Raw genomic sequence first — 20,793 nt, 5'->3', positions numbered from 1 at the left:
TGACAAGTATCTTCTCCAGAGAATTCGTTCACTGAGGATGTCAGCTTGTTACCGGATGACCTGACTAAGAAAGCTTCTGTTGCTGGCTGCCCGGTACCGTCTGAGCAGCAACCGCTGAATGAGTACCGGGAATTGAGTGAGTCCTGGTTCTTTCGGTGGGCAATGCTTGATTTGCCAGCCTATCTTCGCAAAATGGTGTGGGTGTGGAGTTGGAGTTGGGCGATCGCAGGTCCAATTGCTGCTAGCAGTTTCCCTCCAGCCAGGTATCCAGTTCAGTTCTTCCTCATAGGTGCTGGGGGAGCCAGTTTGTTTCTGTGCCTAGTTCTGCTACGGCTGTATTTGGGTTGGGCTTACATCAGTTCCCGCCTATCCGATGACACGGTCTTCTACGAAGAGTCTGGTTGGTATGATGGGCAAACCTGGTCAAAGCCGCTGGAAGTACAAACCCAGGATAGGTTGGTGGTAACTTATGAGGTGCAGCCGCTACTTAAGCGCCTGAAAACAACCCTGGCTATCCTTGCCCTTTCGCTGCTGGGCGGCAGCTTAATTTGGGCAATGCTGTAGCACGACTCACCCGCCGCATGAAGGTAGGTGAGTCCCGGAGCACAAAGGGGGCAAAAAGGACTCAAACGAAGTCTTTGTATACGCTGTAGCTACATTAGGGGAAAGAAGACTCTCATATAAGTTGTTACCATTGCCTCTCCCCAAAAGGCAGCTAGCAAGGCTCCTAATGCTAGAAAAGGACCAAAGGGCATGGGTTGACGACGATTGAGTAAGCCGAGGGCGATCGCCCCACCGCCCACCAATGAACCCACCAGACAGGCAAGAAATCCCGCTAACAGTAGATACTTCCAGCCTAGCCATGCACCCATCATGGCAGCCAGTTTGGCATCGCCTGCCCCCATCGCGGTTTGCCCCAGGGTCATAGTCCCCACCAGGCTAATAATTTCAACCAGCCATAGCCCTACCACCGCCCCCAATACCCCCTGCATCAGTTGGCTGATAGCACCCGTTAGTGCCCCTGTCGCCAGTAAGCCCAGCCCTGCTTGAACGACTAAGCCCACCACCAATCCTGACTGAGTTAACGGATTAGGCAGTGTCATTGTGTCCAGATCGATCAGTGCCAACGCCAGTAACCAGCTTAGAAATAGCCAATAGCCGACCGTTAACCAGGACCAGCCAAATAGCCAAAATGTTAGCAGATACAGAAGTCCGGTTGCCCCTTCTACCAAGGGGTAGCGTGCCGAAATCGAAGTGCCACAGTGGGCACAACGTCCCTTTAACCACAACCATCCCAAAACAGGAACATTTTCACGCTTTCTCAAGCGGGTCAAGCATTTAGGACAGCGAGAAGGCGGATAAAGAAGGGATAGCCCTGCCGGGATACGGTATACAACCACATTTAAAAAGCTGCCAACGGATGTCCCCAAAAAAAGTATGGCAACAGCGACCGGCAGATCAAACAGAAGATTCATGGGGAATTTGGTTACAGGGTATAGGGTGTAAGGTCCAGGGTGCAGCTTCTTTCAGTTTTCCCCAATTCCCAATCCCCGATACCCGGCACCCCGTTTTAATACAGTTCGGACTCAATTTGGCTAAAGGGCACAAAGCACTCCTGCGGTAGCAGAACAGGCTTGCCACCGAAGATAAGTTTGCCCCGGTGAGTGAAGCGATTAATCGCCACCCCAAGAGGACGCTGGGTCAGCCCTGGATGGACTTCATAGTAAGTTGTGTAAATCTGTCTTGCCGAACGGATCAGGGCAGGATCGAGCAGAGCTGTAAAGTCCACTGAATCATCTACCCGACTATGCGTTTGTTTTTGTGATACGTACACCACTGTGTAACCCCTGTTTGCTTCGTTTGACTTTAGTACATTTGTCCGACTTTGGCAAGGAAGGGAGGGAAGAGTCAGGTGCCAGGTGCCAGGTGCCAGGTGTGAGACAACCTTCTGCCTCTGCCTTTTACCCTTACCTGTTGCCTTTTGCCTTCACCCATAAACTCTTAACTCTTAACTCTCAACTCTCAACTCTTAACTCCTAATTTCCCCCTATTGCCTGGATCAATGCATCTCCCATCGCACGGCAGCCCAGTAGAGTCATGCCCTCGGACATGATGTCTCCTGTTCTGTAACCTTGGTCTAACACTTTTAGCACAGCTTCTTCAATTCGATCAGCCGAGTCAGATTGATTTAATCCGTAGCGCAACATCATCGCTGCACTGAGAACCGTAGCCAGAGGATTTGCTTTGTCCTCGCCGGCTATGTCGGGGGCAGAACCGTGGACAGGTTCATAGACTCCTGGACCGGATGCGCCCAGGCTGGCGGAGGGTAACATGCCAATGCTGCCAGTGAGCATGGCGGCGGCATCGGAGAGAATGTCGCCAAACAGGTTGCCGGTGACGATGGTGTCAAACTGGCGGGGATTGCGGACCAACTGCATCGCAGCGTTGTCTACATACAGGTGGGACAGTTCTACATCAGGGTACTCGGAGGCAAGGGCTGTCATGCGATCGCGCCACAGTTGGGAAACTTCCAGCACATTTGCCTTGTCCACGGAGCAAAGTTTTTTCCGTCGCTTGCGGGCAGCCTCAAAGGCAACTCGTCCAATCCGGTCAATTTCGGATTCTGTATATGCCATCGTGTTGACACCCCGCTTTTCCCCGGTTTCAGTGGCAAAAATTCCCCTGGGTTGACCGAAGTAAATTCCTCCGGTTAGTTCTCGTACTACCATAATATCGACACCTTCCACCACTTCTCGCTTCAGGCTGGAGGCATCGATCAACTGGGGCAAAATTGTAGCGGGGCGCAGGTTAGCGAACAGTCCCAACCCTGCCCGCAGCCCCAAAAGCCCGGTTTCGGGACGCAGGTGGCGGGGGAGGGTATCCCACTTGTAGCCGCCGATCGCCGCCAGTAAGACCGCATCACTCTGTTTACAGGTTTCCAGCGTTTCCGCAGGCAGGGGTTCCCCCTTGGCATCGATCGCTGCCCCACCAATGAGCGCTTCCTCGAAGTCAAAGGAGAGTCCGCTTTGTTGCCCGATGACTTTCAGAACATCCACGGCAACTGCCATAATTTCGGGACCAATTCCATCGCCGGGAAGAAGCGTAATCTGATAATGTTGGGTCATGGTGAGCAGGTGGCAGTAGGGTAGTGCCCGCAGGCAATGCGGCTATTGATCATACCCCGGAAGTGACTCGGTAAGATGTTTTAGGCGTAGCCATCACGCCCCAGATTTTTGATGCCAAAGCAACCATTTAATATTGGGCGGGCAATCATCCAACTGCGTGAGGCAGTTCGCCCTTTTCCCAAAGCGGCAATGTTTGCCCTGGCTGAGGAAGGCTATCAGTCTCTATTTGAGCAGTTGATTGCCTGTATTCTTTCGATTCGGACACGGGATGAAACTTCTTTGCCCGTTGCCCGCCAGTTGTTTCAGCGTGCCAATACGCCAGCGGCAATCCGGCAACTTTCTGTGGAGCAGATTGAGCGATGGATTCAACCCTCTACCTTTGCCGATACCAAAGCCAGGCAAATCTGGCAGATTAGCGATCGCATCCTCCAGGAATTCGGTGGAGAATTACCCTGCGATTATGAGACGTTAATTTCCTTTAATGGAGTTGGTCCCAAGTGTGCCAATCTCGCCCTGGGAATTGCCTGTCACCAACCCTGCATCAGTGTCGATGTGCATGTTCACCGGGTCACGAACCGATGGGGTTATGTGCAGACCCGCACCCCAGAGAAAACGATGGTAGCCCTGGAAGCCACTCTGCCCAGGGAGTACTGGGTAGAAATTAACGCCCTCCTGGTTCCTTTTGGAAAACACATCTGTACAGGAGAAACACCCCATTGTTCCACTTGTCCGCTGCTGGAGATGTGCCAGCAGGTGGGAGTGGAGGAGGGTGAGGGGTGAGGGGTGAGGAGTGAAGAGTTGTTGATTAGTAAAACCCAGACCTCCGAGGTTTTCAAAAACCTCGGAGGTCTCAGTCGAACGAAGGCAAAGGGTCAGAGGGAAGGATATACGGCTTCGAAGGGAAGGATGAAGGAGCTTGGCTGCTCCCTACACCTAAAACCTAATCCCCAATCCCCACCGCTGACTACTGACCACCTTCTAACAAACCCTCCGCTCACTCAACTCATCGATCGCCGATAGTCCTCCAGGAGCTTCGGTAAATGGTCATACCCATCGACTCCAATGACTGAGATGATTTGGGGTCTGAGCTGGGCGATCGCGTTCTGAAACTGGGGTTCTCCAAACTGACCTTGTAAGATGGCTAACAATCCGGCGGGTTGTCGCCACTCGTCAGACTGGATGCTTTCCAGCAAGTACATTGCCAGACAGGCAGCATAGAGGGCGCGGTCTTGATGGTTCTCGGAGTAATTCACCTCTGCCAGAAAGGCATAGTTGCTTCCTTGGAGGAATAAATCGCCTGAAAATTGGGCAGCCTCTACTCCCTTTTCCAGGTAAGCCATCGCCATTGGAAGCTGTCCTAGAATGACATGGGCAATGCCCAGGCTGTTGTAACACAGTGCCTGACTCTGACGGGCAGCAAAATTATCCAGGTCCGAGGTAATGGACTGGTCTAAAAGCTTTAGTCCCTGCTTTAGATGGCTAACCGCCGTCTGGTATTCGTCCGGGTCCATGCTTTCTCGTTGGCGGGCATTGAGGACTTCGCTGTAGCCCAGATTGGTAAGGGCGTTGGCTTCTCCCAGGCGATCGCCTGACTGACGGGCAAACACCAGCGACCGCTGACTGTAGCTAATTGCCTCGGAAAAGTCTTTTCGGGCAATGTAGGTGCGACTGAGATGGTTAAGGTTGGCAATTTCGCAGGGGCGATCGCCCGCCTGTTGGGCAATTGCCAGTGCCTCTTGGTGGAAGGCGATCGCCCGCTCAATCTGTCCTGCCGTTCGCCAGGAGTAGCCAATCAGGGTCAAAATTCGGGCTTTTTCCTGGGTACCTTCCACTTGCTGCAACGGTTCGTCCAGGTAACTCAATGTTTCGCGTAGATAGTTGCCGGAAAACAAGGCAAACACTCCCCCATACAGGGGAAAGTAGGGACGTTGGGAAAAAGCCCGCAGAATTTGTAACACGATCTGAAAACAACCCTGGCGCAGTTGTTGACCCGTCTCTTCAGTCAGGGTGTGGGCTTCTTCAATGCCGCTGGAAAGTTGACTCCAAATGACGGCAAAGGTGAGAAAGGTCGAGATTGCCTGCTTGGTGCCCCACTTAGAATCGTAGGGTTGTTTTTCAAACCACGCCACCAGCCCTCGCTGGACATATTGCAGGGTAATCACCAGTTCTACCCAGTCGCTCAGGTCCATGCGTTGCTGCTGGCAAACCAGTCCGGCGATCGATTGATTCAGGCTGAGGGTCTGGAACAGTTGCTTCAGGAATGGACTCTTTACCTGGTTTGACCACCGCTCCCAGGGTCCTAGATGGGCAGATGCGCCATCAAACCCAATTGATCGGTTCTGGTCATACATCCAGCTAATCAGGTGTTCCTCCAACTGTTGCCAGGAAGCCAGCCCGTTTTTGATGCCGATCGCAAACTGGTAAATTTCCTGCCCCAGACCAGGGTTGAATGCCAGAGTTGGGGGTTGCTCCAGTTCTTTGGCTAACTGCTTCAATTGCTCTGGGGGCAAGCTGTTTGCCTGATTGAAATCGAGTGCCCGCACCAGAATTAAAAACCGCTGACTCGATTCCGCCAGCAAAATTGCCTGCGTGGTGGAAGCGATCGCACTGGTTGCCTGATTCTCTTTCTGATAGCGCTCCCACTCTGACTGGATCATCTTTAAAGCGCGAAGGATCCGCTCAGCTTTCGCTTGCTTCATTTCACTGGCAGCATTGCTGACTTCCGCCTGAGCCGCTGCAAACCGTTCCAAAAAGCAGCGTTCAAAGATTTCTCCTGTGCCAGCCTCAATCCCCTCCGCCAGCATTTGATAGACCTGCTCTTTTGAGCGGATTTGCCCTTTCAGGGTAGCCTCAATAATTTGATCAATCACTGCCAGGTAGCGATCGCGCAATGCTTTTTCCTCCAAGCCTATTTCTGACCCCTGACCCGATATTACCTGCTATTCCTCCAATCAGGTGAACCATTTGAAGGATGTCGCAGCCAGCCCAGCCGGATAAATTAGAACTATAGAAATCGTTCATCTCCAAATTACTCAATGGCTGGGTTAGGAGACGGAAGTAGGGAAATCCCCGAAGGAACGCGCCTCTCAATCATCGCTACACAGGAGGCGAATCCTAATGAAACTTACATACCGTGGTGCTGGTTACGATTACAGACCGGCTGTGGTGGAAAGCCACGAAAGCGCGATCGCAGGCAAATACCGGGGTGCTGGGCTTAAATTCCGCACTAACCTGGCAAAGGTACCTGTTCTGAAATCTGCGCTTGACCTGATCTATCGAGGCACCCATTACCGCCTTGGTGATACTCAACCCACCCACCCGGCCGTTGCTGAAGTTCGTGCCACCTCAATAGCGGCTCAACCAACCTATCGTGGTTTGCCCGCTGACCGGACTACAACGCAACTGACAGCAAACGTTCACCCAGAATCAATTGCTGAACATGTCCGGCTTTTAGTGCTTCAAGATCGACAAAAGGCAGCGCAACGTGAGATGTCTGTCCTGGAACGGTTTGAGGAAGCGATCGGTGCTCCAGTCAATGCGATCGCAGCCTATGATAGCCATGAAGCAGCCATGAGTTAAGGGCTTGTTTAGGAAGAGTTGCGTCCGCAGCCAGGAATCAACCTCTTTCCTATTGGAACCTATGGTTTTGAACCCTTGCTCTAAGTCCCTTTCCACCAGGAGAGGGACTTTGCATTTTCCAAGGTCAGGTGGCTAATTCAACCTCCTTTCTGCTCAACGGTATCTGGCATTGATTGAATAATCTCCATTGTTTGGATGCTGACGGTGCAGACTCGATCGAGCAGGTCAATCACCTGTTCTTTGTAGTCAGCAAATTTGTAAGTGTTGAATAGTTTGGCGATCGTTGGGTCTTTGGGTGTCTTTTCTTTGTATTGGTCGAGAATCCATTCCAGGGCGGAGCGGTTGCCGAGTTTGTAGTCCCAGGCAATGGCGGGGATACCTTCTAAGGTTGTCTCGGTATCGAGAATGATTTTGCCTTCGGTTTTGTCGGCTTTAAGTTTGGCTTTGGGTGTGGTGCGTTTGGTGGGTTTGGCGGTGCTGGATGGGTTGGGTAGGGGCGGGTCTTGTTCAAAGATGGTCTGCTGTTCACTTATATCTAGGCTAGACCCGCCCCTACGTCGTGTGGTAGCAATGTCAACCCGTCGTAATCCGTAGGGTTCAACGGTTTCATAGTTCAGGTGCAGTTCCATCAAGGCTTTGCCCCAGCTTGCCCATTGGTGGAAGTTGGGGTAAAAGGGCAGGCGGGGAAATTCGCGTTTGAGGTTGATTTCGTATTTGGTGCGGTAGGCGGGATGGTGGAGAACGGCGTAGGTGTAATGGAAGATGTCGAGTTTGGTGATGTGATCCCCCCTGCCCCCCTTGAGAAAGGTGGGTTCTGGCTCTTTCTCCCCCTTTTTAAGGGGGATTGAGGGGGATCGGTAGTGATCACAGAATTGCTCCAACGCCCAGTCAGTGATGTTGTCGATGCGGTTTCCGTTTTCGTCGTAGCGGTAGAGGGGAAGACATTGAGCAGAACATGCAGCACCGACAACGTGAATATCAGGAATCTTACTGCTAGCAACAGTCATAAATGGCTTTTGTGAGCCAACATCAGTACAACAAATAACGAGGTTTTCATCTTGGCTGTTGGGAAAGAGACTAGGAAGTTGATAAGTCACTCCATTAAAATGTCTATCGAAATAAAAGCTCATTTCGATAAATGGTCTATACAAAGCCGCAACAACATTTGTTTTATCAAACTTCTTAACCACACCACGATTCAAATGGTTGTCAAGCTCTCGATCCCATTTAATATCTAATTCTCGAATTATCTTGTTTTCTAGTCGCTCTTTATAAACGTTTGTAAAATAAATCATCCGCTCAATTAAAGCTTCTTTTGAGAAGTCATAAACCCACTCATCTCGTTGAGTAGCAACGCCACGGGAAAAAAGCTGAAAAACTGCCTCCTGAGATTTTCCCGATTTCACTCCCTTATCAATCAACGGCAAAAAGCTATCAAAATCGTTATCCGTTAAATTAATCCAATTCGCCTTCTGATCCGGCGTAATGTGGTCAAACGGAATCTGCTCAAACCGGGTACGTTCAAACCAGGCGAGCTTTTCTTCCTTGGTCTGCTCATCCTGCAATGTGAAGTAAAAAATTTTTGCCTTGCTCATGCCCACACCCGCTGAATTGGGTATGCATCAAAAACTTGATCAGCACTGGCAATTGCTACAGAATGATTGATTGCTTGGGCAATCAGAATGCGATCGAACGGGTCGCGGTGGTGAAGCGGTAAGCTAATGTAGCTGTTTGTATCCTCAAAAGAAAGCATTAACACTCGTATTTCGAGTTCATCTAAAAAGCCGGGTAATTCCTGAAATTGAAATTGCAGATCTAACTTCTTAATAGAAAGTTTTATCGCGATTTCCCAAAGTGTAATAATGCTAACTACAATTCCATCACTGTCCTCAATCATTTCTTTAACGGTCGAGGGCAATTTAGGATCATCATTCAGAAACCAAAGCAGAGTGTGAGTGTCTAATAACATCACATATAGTCCTTCAAGTCTTCGAGCGGCGCATCAAAATCATCTGCCATCCAAATTTTCCCTTTTAATAAGCCTGCTTTGCGTTTCTTGGGTGAAACTTCTGTGGAAGATTCCTCTACATATTTATCTAGCAAAAACTCAATATAGTGTAAAACTTCTGTTTGTAAAGGCTCAGGTAGTTTTTCCAGTTTTTCCAAAATTTTTGGTTGCACCATCATTTTTCTCCTTTTTAGTTCTCACTAAAAACATCACCGCAATTCCGGTTTGAATCCCAAACACATTGTTTTTCGTGCCGGAGATTTTAGGATTATTCCTCACATCGGATTGGGTATCGACGATATAAACATAATCAAACTCGCGATCGACGCACTTGCGAAAACCATCAAAGGTTTTGGAATCGATAAACGATCGATTGGTGATGAACGCAATAATGCCATGTTGACCCAGGCGATCGCTTGCCCAGCGGAAAAAGCGAGTGTACATATCGTAGACAACAATCTGATTTTGAGCCGTTCCCTCTTTGATGTAGGTTTCCTTAATTGCCTTATCAATTCCTTTGTAGAGACGATTGGCGTTGCGCTGGTTAAAGTTTTCCTGATGAGCGTTATAGCGAATGATTTTTTCGACCTCTGCCTGGTACTGCGTCACTAGCAACCTGGACATGTAGCGACTCCCGGAATCATGAAGCCTGGGTCAATTGTTGGGCTGATGCTCAGTATTCTCACTTACCCTTGATTCTGACTCACAGATTGCTATCCCGGATCATCCGACACAGAAAGTAAGCCGGAATTGCTACCATCCCATTGAAAAAGGACTGACCAGGCTGGGTCGATTTTCCTCTGAAACGGCACGGGTTTCTTCGTCCAGTGCTTTCACCAGCCGGTTATAGGTTGCCTCTGCCTGTTGGGGGGAATTACCAATGCTGGTTAGCCCTAACTTACCAAACTCTGACAGGCAGCCCATGAGGTGAAACACGGTCCCTGTTTCCGTACTGGTATCAAAGTGAAGCTGGTGCTGGGCAATAATATCCATCAGGTCATTGGGCAGTAACCCCTTGTAGCGGTCTTTTTGCAGGTTATCGGTGGCGATGTAGTACTTTGCCCGCCCTTGCTGGCTGTAGAACAAGCCGCTGGAGAAATCATAGCGCCCGTTGGTCAGGAACTTTAAGGTCATGAACGGGTGAGTTGTTCCCCCTTTGCGGAGGTTGATCTCAATTGCCTGGACATCCCACTCTGGTTTTCCTGGTTGGTTTGGTTGGTGAACCGTCACAAAATCCACCCCAAACCGCTCCATTGCACCTTTCTTTGCCAAATTATTGCCAACCCGGTGCCCCAATTCCTGAAGATGCAAACGGTAACGCTCATCGGCTGGAAACCGACAGCCTAGATAGATCTGCCCACTCGGTCCACCCAAAATTTGGTCATGGGTCGAGAGAATTTCCACTTCCCCTAGGGGAGTAATTCGTCCCTGGACACTGGGCGATCGCTTCACTTCTCCCTCAATAAAGGCTTCGGCAATTGCCCCTAACTCCGGAATTCGGCTCCCAAACCGTTCCCAGGTTTCTCCCTTCGATTCAAACTTGAGTAGTTCAAACTGCTTTTTCAACATTTTGACCCGTTCATTATGGGTAGTTGCCCCCGGTTCAAATTCTTGAATTGGGCGCAGATCCAGCAGGGCATTGCCCTCGCCCGAAAACCCTTCATTCAGTTTGACTACCATGCGCTTCAGGTATGGTTGCCGTTCCCAGAGTTCCGCCGCCGAGATCGCCAGGTTGTCTGCTGACCAGGTCACATCACTCCCATCGGGATGGGGAATGTCTTCCTCTGCAAAAATCTGACGGCTACCGCTCTTAGTGCCCCACTGCAAAAGGGCTGGATCGAGGGCATAGAGCGGAATGCCTAACTCCACGGATAGGTCCTGCTCGGCATGGGTCGAGTTGTAGCAAATCATGTAAGCGCGATCGGGCTTCACTGCCTGCCGGATCCGCTCGATTAAGCGAGGGCGCTCCAACACCTTCTGAGTCAGGGACCGATGGGAGGAGTCATAGGTAGAGAGCAACAGCAAGCGATCGCGGGCATGGGAAAACGGAATTCCTGGTAACAGTTGCAAATAGTAATCAATCACGCTGGGATGCAGCGGCTGAGACGTGACATAAACCAGACGGGTACGGGGATTACGCAGGCGAATCAGGGAAAATAATAATCGCTCCTCATAATGGTGAAACCCTTCAATCTTCAGCAGTTCCCGCTGATCCAGACTGAGGGAAGGAACCACGACAATATCAGCGGCACTCGCGTCAAATAGCTCAACCGATTGCCAGCGCTCACGCAACTGTGCCTGCAAATGTCGAAATTCTTCTTCTGCTTCAGCAGGAGACACATCAATGCTCTGCATACACCCACCCGCCTCACTTTTAGGATTTTCAATCTGTGACTTTTAATCTGTGACTTTCAATACTTATGATCGACTTTAATTGCCAAAGGTCTGATGCTTAAGGATTTATGAATTGAATACCCTCACAAACTCTACGGCTGGGTTTAACGGTGTAATCATCAACTGGGCGACATATCAGTAAACCCGTTCATACCAATCTTGGAACTGATTAAATTCCCATGCCTACCTGGAATTTCCCCTGGTTGGAGGCGTGGCGGCTGTGAAGACTTTCTCCAATGTGGTCAATCCTGTGGAAACATCGCGTAGTTGCTCCTGCGTCAATGGGTCTAGCAGCGTGGCAATTTTGCCCTGGGTGACCAGACGAATTTCCTTTAAATATACAGATCCAGATTCTGTCAAGGTCAGCATAACCTGACGACGAGTATTAGGGTGTTCACTCCGACTAACAAAATGGCGTTGCACCAAGCGATCGGTCATGGCAGAAGCCGTTGCACGGGTCACACCCAGGTAATTGGCAACCTCCGACAGCGATGCCCCCGGAGATCGATGCAGATATGCCAGTACCCGAAACTGCGGCACCGATAGCAGCATGGAGCTTTGGCTCCGCATCTCTGTACGGATGAACTGCATAATGGCGGGAATGGCTTCCATCAATTCCGCCGCGCATTGATCTGGGGTTATCGCCTGGGAAGGATGCTCCATGCTGCTGCGATCGCTACCTTGACAAAAGGTAAAGTTTTTCATTTGCCTGAACAATGATGCAGCAATTTACCAGCATCAGAACAGACTTCACCCATTCCGAGGGGTTTCTGTTCGGCTGAAATCCGACTGCGTCTATATAAAGCCTATCCGAAAAAGCTACAACCGCTCAATTCCGGGGGTTTAGGTATTAGTACAACAGGAGCGGGTACTTAAAAGACCTCGGAGGTTTTGCAAAACCTCCGAGGTCTGGGGGCAGATGTCAAATATTGAGATGTTGAGATGTGAACCGTTTCCGGTTTGGCAGAGTCTAACAGCTAAAGATTTCCTTCACTAATTCCATAGATCCTCCGCAGGAAATAGAACGAATACGAAATATATGTCAAACTAACTGTTAGTTAGACTAATTAAGAAACGTAAACATTCAGCAAGCATTGGTTAGGGAGGAATCATTCATGTTCCCGCCTGTATTGAGGCATCGAAGAACTTCTAGCACATTTGGATGGCTACTTCTGGCGGGGTCGCTGGTTCTGTTAACGGGATGCAATGGCGAATCCAAGGCAGACGCTGAAGCCAGACCAAAGGCAGGGCAGCAGGGAGCCGCATCTCAGGCTCCAGCAGCGGTGAATGTGGCGATCGCCCGCGAGGGAACTGTCCGCGAGGAACGCGCATATACTGGAACAACCCAACCGTTTCGCCTGGTGTCCCTGCGATCGCAGGTGGAAGGGCAATTGCTCGATCTGAATGCGGATGTGGGCGATCCGGTACGCCAGGGGCAGGTTTTAGCACGGATTGATGGCGCGGTTCTTTCTACCAACGTGGTAGAGGCACAGGCAGAAGTGGCTGCCCGCCAGTCAGAAGTTGCCCAGGCACGAATTGCGGTCAGCGATGCCCAGACACAGGTGAATCGAGCGCGGGCTGAGCTGCAACAGGCACAGTCAGACCTGAACCGACAGCAATACCTCTACAATCAGGGGGCAATTTCAGAGCAGCAGGTAGAACAGGCACGCACCCTGGTCAACATTACTCAAACCACCCTGCGATCGGCACAGGAGCAGGTACGCACCCGGCAACAGGCAATAGAAGCAGTGCAGGGAAGAGTTTCAGCTCAGCAAGCAGTGGTTGCCAGGGAACAGGAACGCCAGTCCTACACAGCTTTAACCTCCCCTGTGACAGGCTCAGTGGTCGAGCAACCCACAGAACTCGGCAACTTAGTCCAGCCAGGAGCGGAAGTGTTGAAGCTGGGAGACTTTAGCCAAATCAAGGTGGCAGTACAGATTTCAGAACTGGAACTGGGAAACATCCGCCCTGGACAGTCCGTGCAGGTCAGGTTAGATGCTTTTCCCAACCAGCAATTTACTGGACGGGTCAGCCGCATTTCTCCAGCAGCGGATCCGGTCGCCCGACTGGTGCCGCTCGAAGTGACGATTCCTAACGCCAGTGGGCGAATTGGGAGTGGATTACTGGCGAGAGTGACCTTTGCTCAAGAAACCAACCGATCGCGGATTGTTGTCCCTGATGTGGCGTTACAGGCAGGCGAAAACCGACGCGGTGGGCAACCAGGGAATCCCAATAGCCAGACACAGGCAGGACGCAATAACGGCAGCAACGGACAGAGCGGACAGCAAGGGAACGCGAACAGTCAGGCATCTGAAGGTCGTAATAACCAAGCCCGTGGTCTTGGCACCCTGTTTATTGTGGAAGGATCGGGCAACGAGGCAAAAGTAGCAGCAAGACAGGTCACCTTGGGTAGACGAGGGGATGGACAGGTCGAGGTGCTTTCAGGGTTGCAGCGAGGAGAACGTTTTGTCGCCCGCAGCAACAGGGCACTGAAAAATGGCGATATCGTGCGGTTGAGCGTTCTTTCTGAACAGGCAGAACAACCGAATTAGTTCCAGTTCACCGAAATTTTCCCTAACCCATGACCCAAGACTCTAAACCAACTGGTTTTAGCATCAGTGCTCTTTCGATTCGCAGACACATTGGAACTTTGATGCTAACCGTGGCAGTGATTGTAGTGGGGATCTTCTTCACGACAACCCTGCCCGTTGATCTATTGCCCTCTATTACCTATCCCCGGATTGGGGTGCGGCTGGATGCGCCGGGAGTGTCACCCGAAGTGGGAGTGGATGAAGTGACCCGTCCCCTGGAAGCGGCGTTGTCTGCAACAGAAGGGGTGGTTCAAGTTTATTCCCAGACCCGGGAAGGACAGGTCAGCCTGGATTTGTACTTCAGACCGGGTGGCAATATTGACCAGGCATTGAACGATGCCACGGCTGCCTTTAACCGGGCACGGGGCAACCTGCCTGACACGATTCAGGAACCTCGTTTGTTTAAGGCAGACCCTTCCCAGTTGCCCGTCTATGAAATGGCGCTCTCGTCGTCTTCCCTCAGCCCGGTGGATTTGCGGGTGTTTGCGGAGGAGGAACTGGTTCGAGAATTGGGTGTAGTAGAAGGCGTGGCTGCGGTCGATGTGGCAGGTGGGGTTGAGGAAGAAGTTCGTGTGGTTGTGGATCTGAACCGCTTGCAAGCAGTCGGAGTTGGACTGCAAAACGTGCTGGATGAATTACGTGACACGAACCAGGATATCTCTGGTGGTCGAATTCTGGGCAGAAATTCGGAACCTTTGACACGGGCGCTCGGTCGATTTGAAACTGCGGAGGAAATTCGGGATCTGTCCTTTGAAGTCGGAAGGGAGTCGTCAAGAACTGAGAGCCAGGAGCCAAGAGTTGGCAATCAAGGGACTCAGAACTCCACCCTCAGCACTCAAAATTCTGTGTCGCGTAGGGTTTATCTGCGCGACTTTGCTGAGGTGATTGATGGCACAGAGGAACAGCGGATCTTTGTGGCATTGAATGGACAGCCCGCGGTTAAGGTCAGCATTCAGAAACAGCCAGATGCCAACAGCATTAGGGTGGTCGAAGGGATTAAGCGGCGGTTGGAAGAACTGCGGCAACAGGGGGTGATTCCGGCTGACATGCAGCTCATCGCAACCCTGGATGAGTCTGTCTTCATTCAAAATGCTATTTCTAATGTTGCCAGTTCTGGTTTGATAGGGGCGGGACTGGCAGCGATCTCCGTACTCCTGTTTCTGGGATCGGTGCGTCAAACCCTGATCATTGTGTTATCTATTCCCCTGGCAACCCTGGCAGCCCTGATTTTTATGGGTATGTTTAATCTGTCTCTGAATGTGTTCAGTCTGGGTGGGCTGGCACTGGGGGTAGGGATTGTGGTGGACAACTCCATCGTTATGTTGGAGGCGATCGCCGAGGGAGCGGGGATGACTCCCGGTGAGGATAGTCGAACTCGGCTCAACTCCAGGCAACTGATTCGGCAGTCTATTCAAAGTAGTCAGGAAGTAGAATCGGCGCTAGTCGCCTCCACCAGTACAAACCTGGTTGCCGTGCTGCCTTTTCTGCTAATTGGTGGGTTCATCGCCCTGCTGTTTAATGAACTGATTTTGACGATTAGCTTTTCAGTCGCTGCCTCAATTTTGATTGCGGTCACCGTTGTCCCAGCCGCAACCTCCCGCCTGTTGGCAATTCGCTGGTCTACCGGAATCAATCGCTTCTGGGTAATACGCAAATTTAACGAGCGATTTGAAGCTAGCAGCCGTAGTTACCGTAATTTGTTGAGCTGGGTGCTGGATCATCGTCTGTTGGTGATTGGTTGTACGCTTGTCATCTTTCTCGGCAGTGGACTGTTCATGGTCAGCCGCATTCCTCAGGAAATTTTGCCCCGCATTAATACAGGACAGGTCAATCTGGTTGCCCAGTTTCCACCCGGAACTCCCCTCGACGATAATCGGCAAGTGATGGCAGAAGTAGACAAAATTTTGCGGGCACAACCTGAAACTGAGTATGTGTTTTCCACCGCTGGTGGCTTTCTGTTTGGCAGCAATACCAGTGAAAATCCGCTACGAAGCTCTAGCAACATTACGTTGAAACTGGGAACGGATGTTGAACAATATATTTCTAAAGTAACAAAAGAGTTTAACCAACTCAATTTGGTCGATGTGCGTCTGCGGGTCAATCCTGGTCAGGTACGGGGACTGGTTCTGACCAACTCTCCTGTGCGGGGGGCAGAAGTGGATGTGATCCTGCAAGGGGAAAACGAGCAAGTGCTGACCCAGGCAGGACGGCAGGTGCTACAGGCACTGGAAGAGCGGGCAAACTTAGTCAACTTCCGTCCCGATGCGGATCCCCGTCAGCCTGAGATTCAAATCCGGCGCGATCGCGAGCGGTTAGCTGCTCTCAATCTCAACATTCAAGATATTGGTGATACTTTAGCCACAGCAGTTCAGGGCAGTGTGCCGACCCAGCTCCAGCGGGGTAACCGACTGGTGGATGTGCGGGTGGAACTGGACAAGGAATCCATTCGCCGCCCGTCCCAGCTTGCCGATCTGCCCCTGTTTGCTGTAGGTAACCGTCCCATTCGTTTGGGGGATGTAGCTCAACTGACGGAAGGAGAGGCACCTGGAGAGATTCAGCGGATTAACCAGCGGCAGGTCTTTCTAATTGCAGGGAACCTGGCTGAAGGAGCAAGCCTCGGAGAAGCCCTGCAACAGGTCGATGCCATTATTCGGGAACTGGAATTGCCCCAGGGTGTGAGTTTTCTGCCCAGTACGGCAGCGGAAAGTAATCGTCAGTTGCAGTCTTCCCTGCCCATCCTTGGGGGACTCGCCGCCTTCCTGGTATTTGTGGTGATGGCGGTGCAGTACAACTCCCTGGTTGACCCTCTGGTGATCATGTTCACGATTCCATTGGCGTTGGTGGGCGGTATTTTTGGACTGTTTATTACCCAAACGGCGATCGGTGCCACGGTAATTGTGGGTGCCGTGCTGCTGGTTGGGATTGTGGTCAATAATGCCATCATCATGGTAGAACTGGCAAACCAGATTCGTGAACGCGAAGAGACAATTAGGGATGTGTCTCCTCAGGAGATTCGCCGCTTTGCTATCCTGAAAGCCGCTCCCCAGCGCCTGCGTCCAATTCTAATGACCACGATTACAACCGTGTTGGGGATGTTTCCCCTTGCTTTGGGAATGGGGCAGGGGGGTGAGTTTCTCCAACCTCTCGGTATTGTCGTGTTTTCCGGTTTATCTCTAGCAACCGTACTGACGCTGTTTATCATTCCCTGCTTCTACCTGCTGCTGCATGACCTGTTTGGCGGCAGATGGTTGCCAGGTAGAAAGAAACGGCGCAAGGTAAACCAGGAGGAACCCGCCATCGCCCCACCCCCTAGAGAGTTAGTCGGGGGACCCAGTCAGAAATACAACCCGCTAGTGGATGAGTGAAGGAGTGGATGAGGAGTTGAAAGTTAGAAGCTTTGAGTTTTGAGGTTTCAAAACTCTCAACTCAAAACTCTCAATTCTCAACTTTCCCCCATCTTTCCTACAGCATCGAAAGTTCCCCTGAAACCTCCAACCGGGTAACTTTGCTGAGAGTCATAAAGTTCTCTGACAGTGTTTCTGAGACGGAGGGCGTGATCCAACCCATCTGTTTGAGCAGATGAATGGCAACGGCATATTTTGCCCGCTTTGCGCCATCCATTACCTTAATTGCCAGCCCCAATCCTTCCCCCAATCGTCCAACACACTGGATTCCTTCTGCCCCAGCCTTGCTAACCAGTTCTCCTTCAGTCAGACGCATCAGTTCGGTGTCAAACTCGCCATCCCCTGAGACCATGGCTGGATGGTGGGTCATTGCCCGCACAATCCGCTCCATATCTAAATTTTCACTGGCTGAAAGTATTGCGTAAAGGGATGCAATTTGCCCAAGCTGTAAAAAGTAGGTGGGGGCACCGCAGTCATCCCGGGCACTGATGAATTCTTCGGCAGGCATCCGCAGGAGTTCCGCAACCTTTTGAATAATCAACTGTTGCACCGGGTGGCTGCGCTGCAAATAATTGTTCAGGGACCAGTTGCGCTGCTGGCAAACGGAAAGCATTCCCGCATGTTTACCCGAACAGTTGTACTCTAGCGGACTGCGCTTACCTGGCGGAATCGGGCACTGCAAATGGGAGGGGTCTACATCACTGCGCCAGAGGACATTAAATGCCTGCCGCACCTGTTCTAGCCTGCCCTGATGAGAGCTACAGATAATCGCTAAGTCGCGATCGGTCAATCCGTAGCGTTCCAGGGTGCCCGTTGTAGTCACTGCCAGTGCTTGAAACGGCTTTAAACCCGATCGCACAAAGGTTGCTGTTTCTGCATTGCCAGCCACCAACAGCGTCCTGCCCCGACTGTCACAAACGACCGCCTGGACGTAATGTTTTGATTCGATAATTCCTTCTCGCAGTAACCGAACTTCCAGCTCTGCGGATTGTAAACGTCTTCCCCTAGTCATTCACTTTAGTGTTCGTAGAATGGGTTAGCGTCAGCGTAGCCCATCATGTTAAATCTCTGCGTACATCATGGGTAAGACTCTAACACCAGAAGGGTACGGCGGAGAGAAAAGTTTTGAATTTTGAGTCAAAGATTTTGAGTTTTGTTCAGATTGCGCTTGTGGGATTGTCGCCTGTAAACTCCTAGCATTTTTCGGATAGGTTCTAAGGGATGTGCCCCCAAATAAAGTACCTGCTAGACAAGCTGCTCCACGATGGATTCCCGCCTGCGCGGGAATGACGTTGGGACTTTATGAATTTGCGAGTCCCTAAGTGGCTAAGGGGCGATCGCTGGTGTAGCATAGCACCGGAGATGCTGTTATCCGGAGCTGCTCTGGTGTAGAGGGCAATCGCAGTGAGACGGTAAAGTAGCCGAGGAAGCTGCAATACAACGGTCGGCAGCGGTCGAAAATTAGTGAGTTAAGCTAGTAGCATCACTATTTTGGAAACTTAGAAATGTTGAAGTGGTCGCGTCTAGCGGCAGCCTTGGCAGTCTCCTTGGGTACATTTGGAGTCGCGCACTTACCTGCACAGGCAGTGCAACTATCCGATGGAACAGTTGCTTTTACGGGTGTGCCCATTTTAGAAGGTGCTTCAGCCTCCCAAAACGCCGCTTACTTCTGGGGTTCATGGTACGCCTTTACAATCACCGTACCCGAAAACGCCGGAGAACCCCTGCAAAAGGTGGCTATTTCCCAGGAAAATAATGTCTCCTACGCCTATTTTGACCTCAGCAGAACTGAGGCGTATGAGGGTAGTCGCCGTCGCTCTGGAGCCAGGTTACCCATCAGAAATGTCACCAGGGATCCAGAAACTCGGCTAATTATGGTGGAGTTTGAACCACCTGTACCTCCCGGTAAAACAATTACGATTGAGCTTTACGCCAGTCGCAATCCCGACGTTGGTGGGGTTTACATGTATGGAGTCACTGCCTTTCCGGCTGGGGAAAAACCAAGAGGTCAATTCCTGGGATATGGGCGGATCCATATCTATGAAAGCTACGATCGGTTCTTTTTTAGGGGTCCGTTTCGGCGGTGGTAGGTGGTAGGAGTTGAGAGTTGAGAGTTAGTGACTACTGCTTCACTCTTCGTGCTCAAACTCTTCACTGCTCTCTTCCCTTCATCTTTTCAAATACCCGGCGGCGACACAGTTATTAATAACCTGCTGAACGAATGTCCAGAGATCGGGTGCTCCGGTTTTGACGGGAGCCATGCGGTGCAGGACGAGATCGCTGGTGACTCCGTGTTGTTGCCAGGTGTGCCCTTCAGTTTGCTGATTATGCAGGATGGGCTGTAACCGATCCAGGGAGGCGGCAAAGCGGGCGGCTGGGGTTGCCTGGGTTTCAAACTCTTCCCAAAGAGCGTGAAGCTCAATTGCCTGGTCGGGTGGTAAAAGACTGAACAGGCGATCGGCTGCCTCAGCCTCTCTTTCAGCCTTGTTTTGATTGCCCTGAATGTCGTAGCAGAAGGTATCGCCAGCATCAATTTCGACTAAGTCGTGGATCAGCAGCATTTTGATCACCCGCAGAATATCCACTGGCTCTGAAGCATACTCTGCCAGAATGACTGCCATCAGCGCAATGTGCCAGGAATGCTCTGCACTGTTTTCTCGCCGCGAACCATCCGTCAGCAGGGTTTGCCGCAGCACCCGCTTTAACTTGTCAATTTCCAGCACAAACTGGATTTGCTGCTCTAATCGCTTGATCTGCACAACTCCCCCATCCCCTCACCTACACCATGCCGAGATCAACCTTATGCTGTGAAATGGGAGTAATCAGGGTGTAAATCTGGCTACCATTCCTGGCACCTGAGAAGGTTTGCCGAACCTACCCCGTAGCCTACTAGACCCCATCCCCAGCCGGATAAGGGGTGAGAATTTCAACGCCATCTTCCGTCACTGCGAGTGTATGTTCGCACTGGGCAGAGAGCTTGCGATCTTTTGTTACGGCAGTCCACTGGTCCTCTAACATTTCGATTTCCCAGGTGCCTTCGTTGATCATGGGTTCAATCGTAAACACCATACCGGGGCGCAAGCGCCTGCCTTTGCCGCGATCGCCGTAGTGAGGAATTTGAGGAGACGTGTGAAAAACATGGCTGATCCCATGCCCAACAAAATTCCGCACGACTGCAAATCCCTGAGATTCGGCATACTCTTGAATCGCTGCCCCAATATCACCAATTTTGGCACCGGGTTTAATGGCTTCAATCCCCCGACGGCGGCACTCTTCAGTCACTTCAACGAGTTCGCGGGCAACTGGTGAAGGCTCTCCCACAAAAAAGGTTTTAGAGGTGTCCCCGTGATAGCCATCTACAATCAGCGTGACATCTATATTAATGATGTCGCCATCTCGCAACACTTGCTTGGCATTTGGAATCCCATGACAAACCACTTCATTTACACTGGTGCAAATGGAGCGAGGAAAGGGAGGATACCCCGGAGGTGCATAACCCAGGGGGGCGCTAACCGCACCCTTGGATTTTGTCCACCGTTCTGCCTCATCGTTCAGTTGCAGGGTGGTCACTCCTGGCTTAACCAGATCTGACAGGTAATACAACAACTCTGCTGCTAGTTGTCCTGCCCGACGCATCTTTTCGATTTCTCGTTTTGACAGCAGTGTAATGACTTCAGTTTCCATAGGTTTCT

Annotated in this window: 19 protein-coding genes and 1 riboswitch; of the genes, 6 read left to right on the top strand and 13 right to left on the bottom strand. The window is 51.1% G+C overall.

All coding sequences use genetic code 11. The features are described from left to right. Positions 1-45 precede the first annotated feature (45 nt). Complete coding sequence (locus AC1S52_RS28035) at positions 46-564, top strand: CGLD27 family protein (protein WP_482032341.1); 519 nt, start codon at positions 46-48, stop codon at positions 562-564. A gap of 89 nt (positions 565-653) precedes the next feature. On the opposite strand, the gene AC1S52_RS28030 is transcribed toward AC1S52_RS28035, so the two are convergent. The 3 genes from AC1S52_RS28030 to leuB form a co-directional block, all read right to left on the bottom strand. Continuing rightward, on the bottom strand, positions 654-1,475 hold the full coding sequence (locus AC1S52_RS28030; protein WP_482032340.1) for a prepilin peptidase: 822 nt from the start codon (positions 1,473-1,475) through the stop codon (positions 654-656). 95 nt (positions 1,476-1,570) lie between these two features. Continuing rightward, on the bottom strand, positions 1,571-1,837 hold the full coding sequence (locus AC1S52_RS28025) for a hypothetical protein (RefSeq protein WP_482032339.1): 267 nt from the start codon (positions 1,835-1,837) through the stop codon (positions 1,571-1,573). Between the two features lie 199 nt (positions 1,838-2,036). After that, positions 2,037-3,125, bottom strand: coding sequence for a 3-isopropylmalate dehydrogenase (gene leuB / locus AC1S52_RS28020; protein WP_482032338.1), 1,089 nt, complete (start codon positions 3,123-3,125; stop codon positions 2,037-2,039). A 111-nt stretch (positions 3,126-3,236) separates the two neighbouring features. Here leuB and AC1S52_RS28015 point away from each other — a divergent pair, with 111 nt between their 5' ends. Beyond that, positions 3,237-3,905, top strand: coding sequence for an endonuclease III domain-containing protein (locus AC1S52_RS28015; protein WP_482032337.1), 669 nt, complete (start codon positions 3,237-3,239; stop codon positions 3,903-3,905). Between the two features lie 218 nt (positions 3,906-4,123). Here the strand turns inward: AC1S52_RS28015 and AC1S52_RS28010 are convergent, their stop codons facing one another. After that, positions 4,124-6,031 (bottom strand): tetratricopeptide repeat protein, encoded by a 1,908-nt coding sequence (locus AC1S52_RS28010; protein ID WP_482032336.1) that lies wholly within the window; start codon positions 6,029-6,031, stop codon positions 4,124-4,126. Positions 6,032-6,137: 106 nt separating this feature from the next. Continuing rightward, positions 6,138-6,209: riboswitch (Glutamine riboswitch) on the top strand. 33 nt (positions 6,210-6,242) lie between these two features. Between AC1S52_RS28010 and AC1S52_RS28005 the strand changes: the two genes are divergently transcribed. After that, complete coding sequence (locus tag AC1S52_RS28005) at positions 6,243-6,704, top strand: DUF4278 domain-containing protein (protein ID WP_482032335.1); 462 nt, start codon at positions 6,243-6,245, stop codon at positions 6,702-6,704. Between the two features lie 137 nt (positions 6,705-6,841). On the opposite strand, the gene AC1S52_RS28000 is transcribed toward AC1S52_RS28005, so the two are convergent. From AC1S52_RS28000 to AC1S52_RS27975, 6 genes are all read right to left on the bottom strand, one after another. Further along, a complete protein-coding gene (locus AC1S52_RS28000) occupies positions 6,842-8,299 on the bottom strand; it encodes a type ISP restriction/modification enzyme (protein WP_482032334.1) in 1,458 nt (485 codons plus the stop codon). After that, positions 8,296-8,673, bottom strand: a complete 378-nt coding sequence (locus AC1S52_RS27995) for a type II toxin-antitoxin system VapC family toxin (RefSeq protein WP_482032333.1) — start codon at positions 8,671-8,673, stop codon at positions 8,296-8,298. The genes AC1S52_RS28000 and AC1S52_RS27995 overlap by 4 nt, the downstream gene beginning before the upstream one ends. Beyond that, on the bottom strand, positions 8,673-8,888 hold the full coding sequence (gene vapB, locus AC1S52_RS27990) for a type II toxin-antitoxin system VapB family antitoxin (RefSeq protein WP_482032332.1): 216 nt from the start codon (positions 8,886-8,888) through the stop codon (positions 8,673-8,675). The genes AC1S52_RS27995 and vapB overlap by 1 nt, the downstream gene beginning before the upstream one ends. Further along, entirely contained in the window at positions 8,845-9,336 is a 492-nt protein-coding gene (locus tag AC1S52_RS27985) for a hypothetical protein (protein ID WP_482032331.1), read from the bottom strand. The genes vapB and AC1S52_RS27985 overlap by 44 nt, the downstream gene beginning before the upstream one ends. Before the next feature lie 129 nt (positions 9,337-9,465). Next, positions 9,466-11,067, bottom strand: coding sequence for a peptide ligase PGM1-related protein (locus AC1S52_RS27980; RefSeq protein ID WP_482032330.1), 1,602 nt, complete (start codon positions 11,065-11,067; stop codon positions 9,466-9,468). A 222-nt stretch (positions 11,068-11,289) separates the two neighbouring features. Next, positions 11,290-11,811 (bottom strand): MarR family winged helix-turn-helix transcriptional regulator, encoded by a 522-nt coding sequence (locus tag AC1S52_RS27975; protein ID WP_482032329.1) that lies wholly within the window; start codon positions 11,809-11,811, stop codon positions 11,290-11,292. A 410-nt stretch (positions 11,812-12,221) separates the two neighbouring features. Between AC1S52_RS27975 and AC1S52_RS27970 the strand changes: the two genes are divergently transcribed. Together AC1S52_RS27970 and AC1S52_RS27965 are read left to right on the top strand one after the other, a co-directional pair. Then, on the top strand, positions 12,222-13,658 hold the full coding sequence (locus AC1S52_RS27970) for an efflux RND transporter periplasmic adaptor subunit (RefSeq protein ID WP_482032328.1): 1,437 nt from the start codon (positions 12,222-12,224) through the stop codon (positions 13,656-13,658). A gap of 29 nt (positions 13,659-13,687) precedes the next feature. Continuing rightward, the gene (locus AC1S52_RS27965; protein ID WP_482032327.1) at positions 13,688-17,062 is read left to right on the top strand and encodes an efflux RND transporter permease subunit; all 3,375 of its coding nucleotides are present in this window, start codon (positions 13,688-13,690) and stop codon (positions 17,060-17,062) included. A 97-nt stretch (positions 17,063-17,159) separates the two neighbouring features. Here AC1S52_RS27965 and AC1S52_RS27960 read toward each other — a convergent pair whose 3' ends face one another. Beyond that, complete coding sequence (locus AC1S52_RS27960; protein WP_482032326.1) at positions 17,160-18,113, bottom strand: asparaginase; 954 nt, start codon at positions 18,111-18,113, stop codon at positions 17,160-17,162. Between the two features lie 493 nt (positions 18,114-18,606). Between AC1S52_RS27960 and AC1S52_RS27955 the strand changes: the two genes are divergently transcribed. Next, a complete protein-coding gene (locus tag AC1S52_RS27955) occupies positions 18,607-19,191 on the top strand; it encodes a DUF2808 domain-containing protein (RefSeq protein WP_482032325.1) in 585 nt (194 codons plus the stop codon). Between the two features lie 78 nt (positions 19,192-19,269). Here AC1S52_RS27955 and AC1S52_RS27950 read toward each other — a convergent pair whose 3' ends face one another. Then, on the bottom strand, positions 19,270-19,860 hold the full coding sequence (locus AC1S52_RS27950; RefSeq protein ID WP_482032324.1) for an HD domain-containing protein: 591 nt from the start codon (positions 19,858-19,860) through the stop codon (positions 19,270-19,272). Between the two features lie 130 nt (positions 19,861-19,990). Further along, positions 19,991-20,785 (bottom strand): type I methionyl aminopeptidase, encoded by a 795-nt coding sequence (gene map / locus AC1S52_RS27945; protein ID WP_482032323.1) that lies wholly within the window; start codon positions 20,783-20,785, stop codon positions 19,991-19,993. Positions 20,786-20,793 lie beyond the last annotated feature (8 nt).

The sequence above is a fragment of the Kovacikia sp. CALU 1929 genome (assembly GCF_056784235.1).
This window is presented reverse-complemented; position numbering and strand designations above follow the sequence as displayed.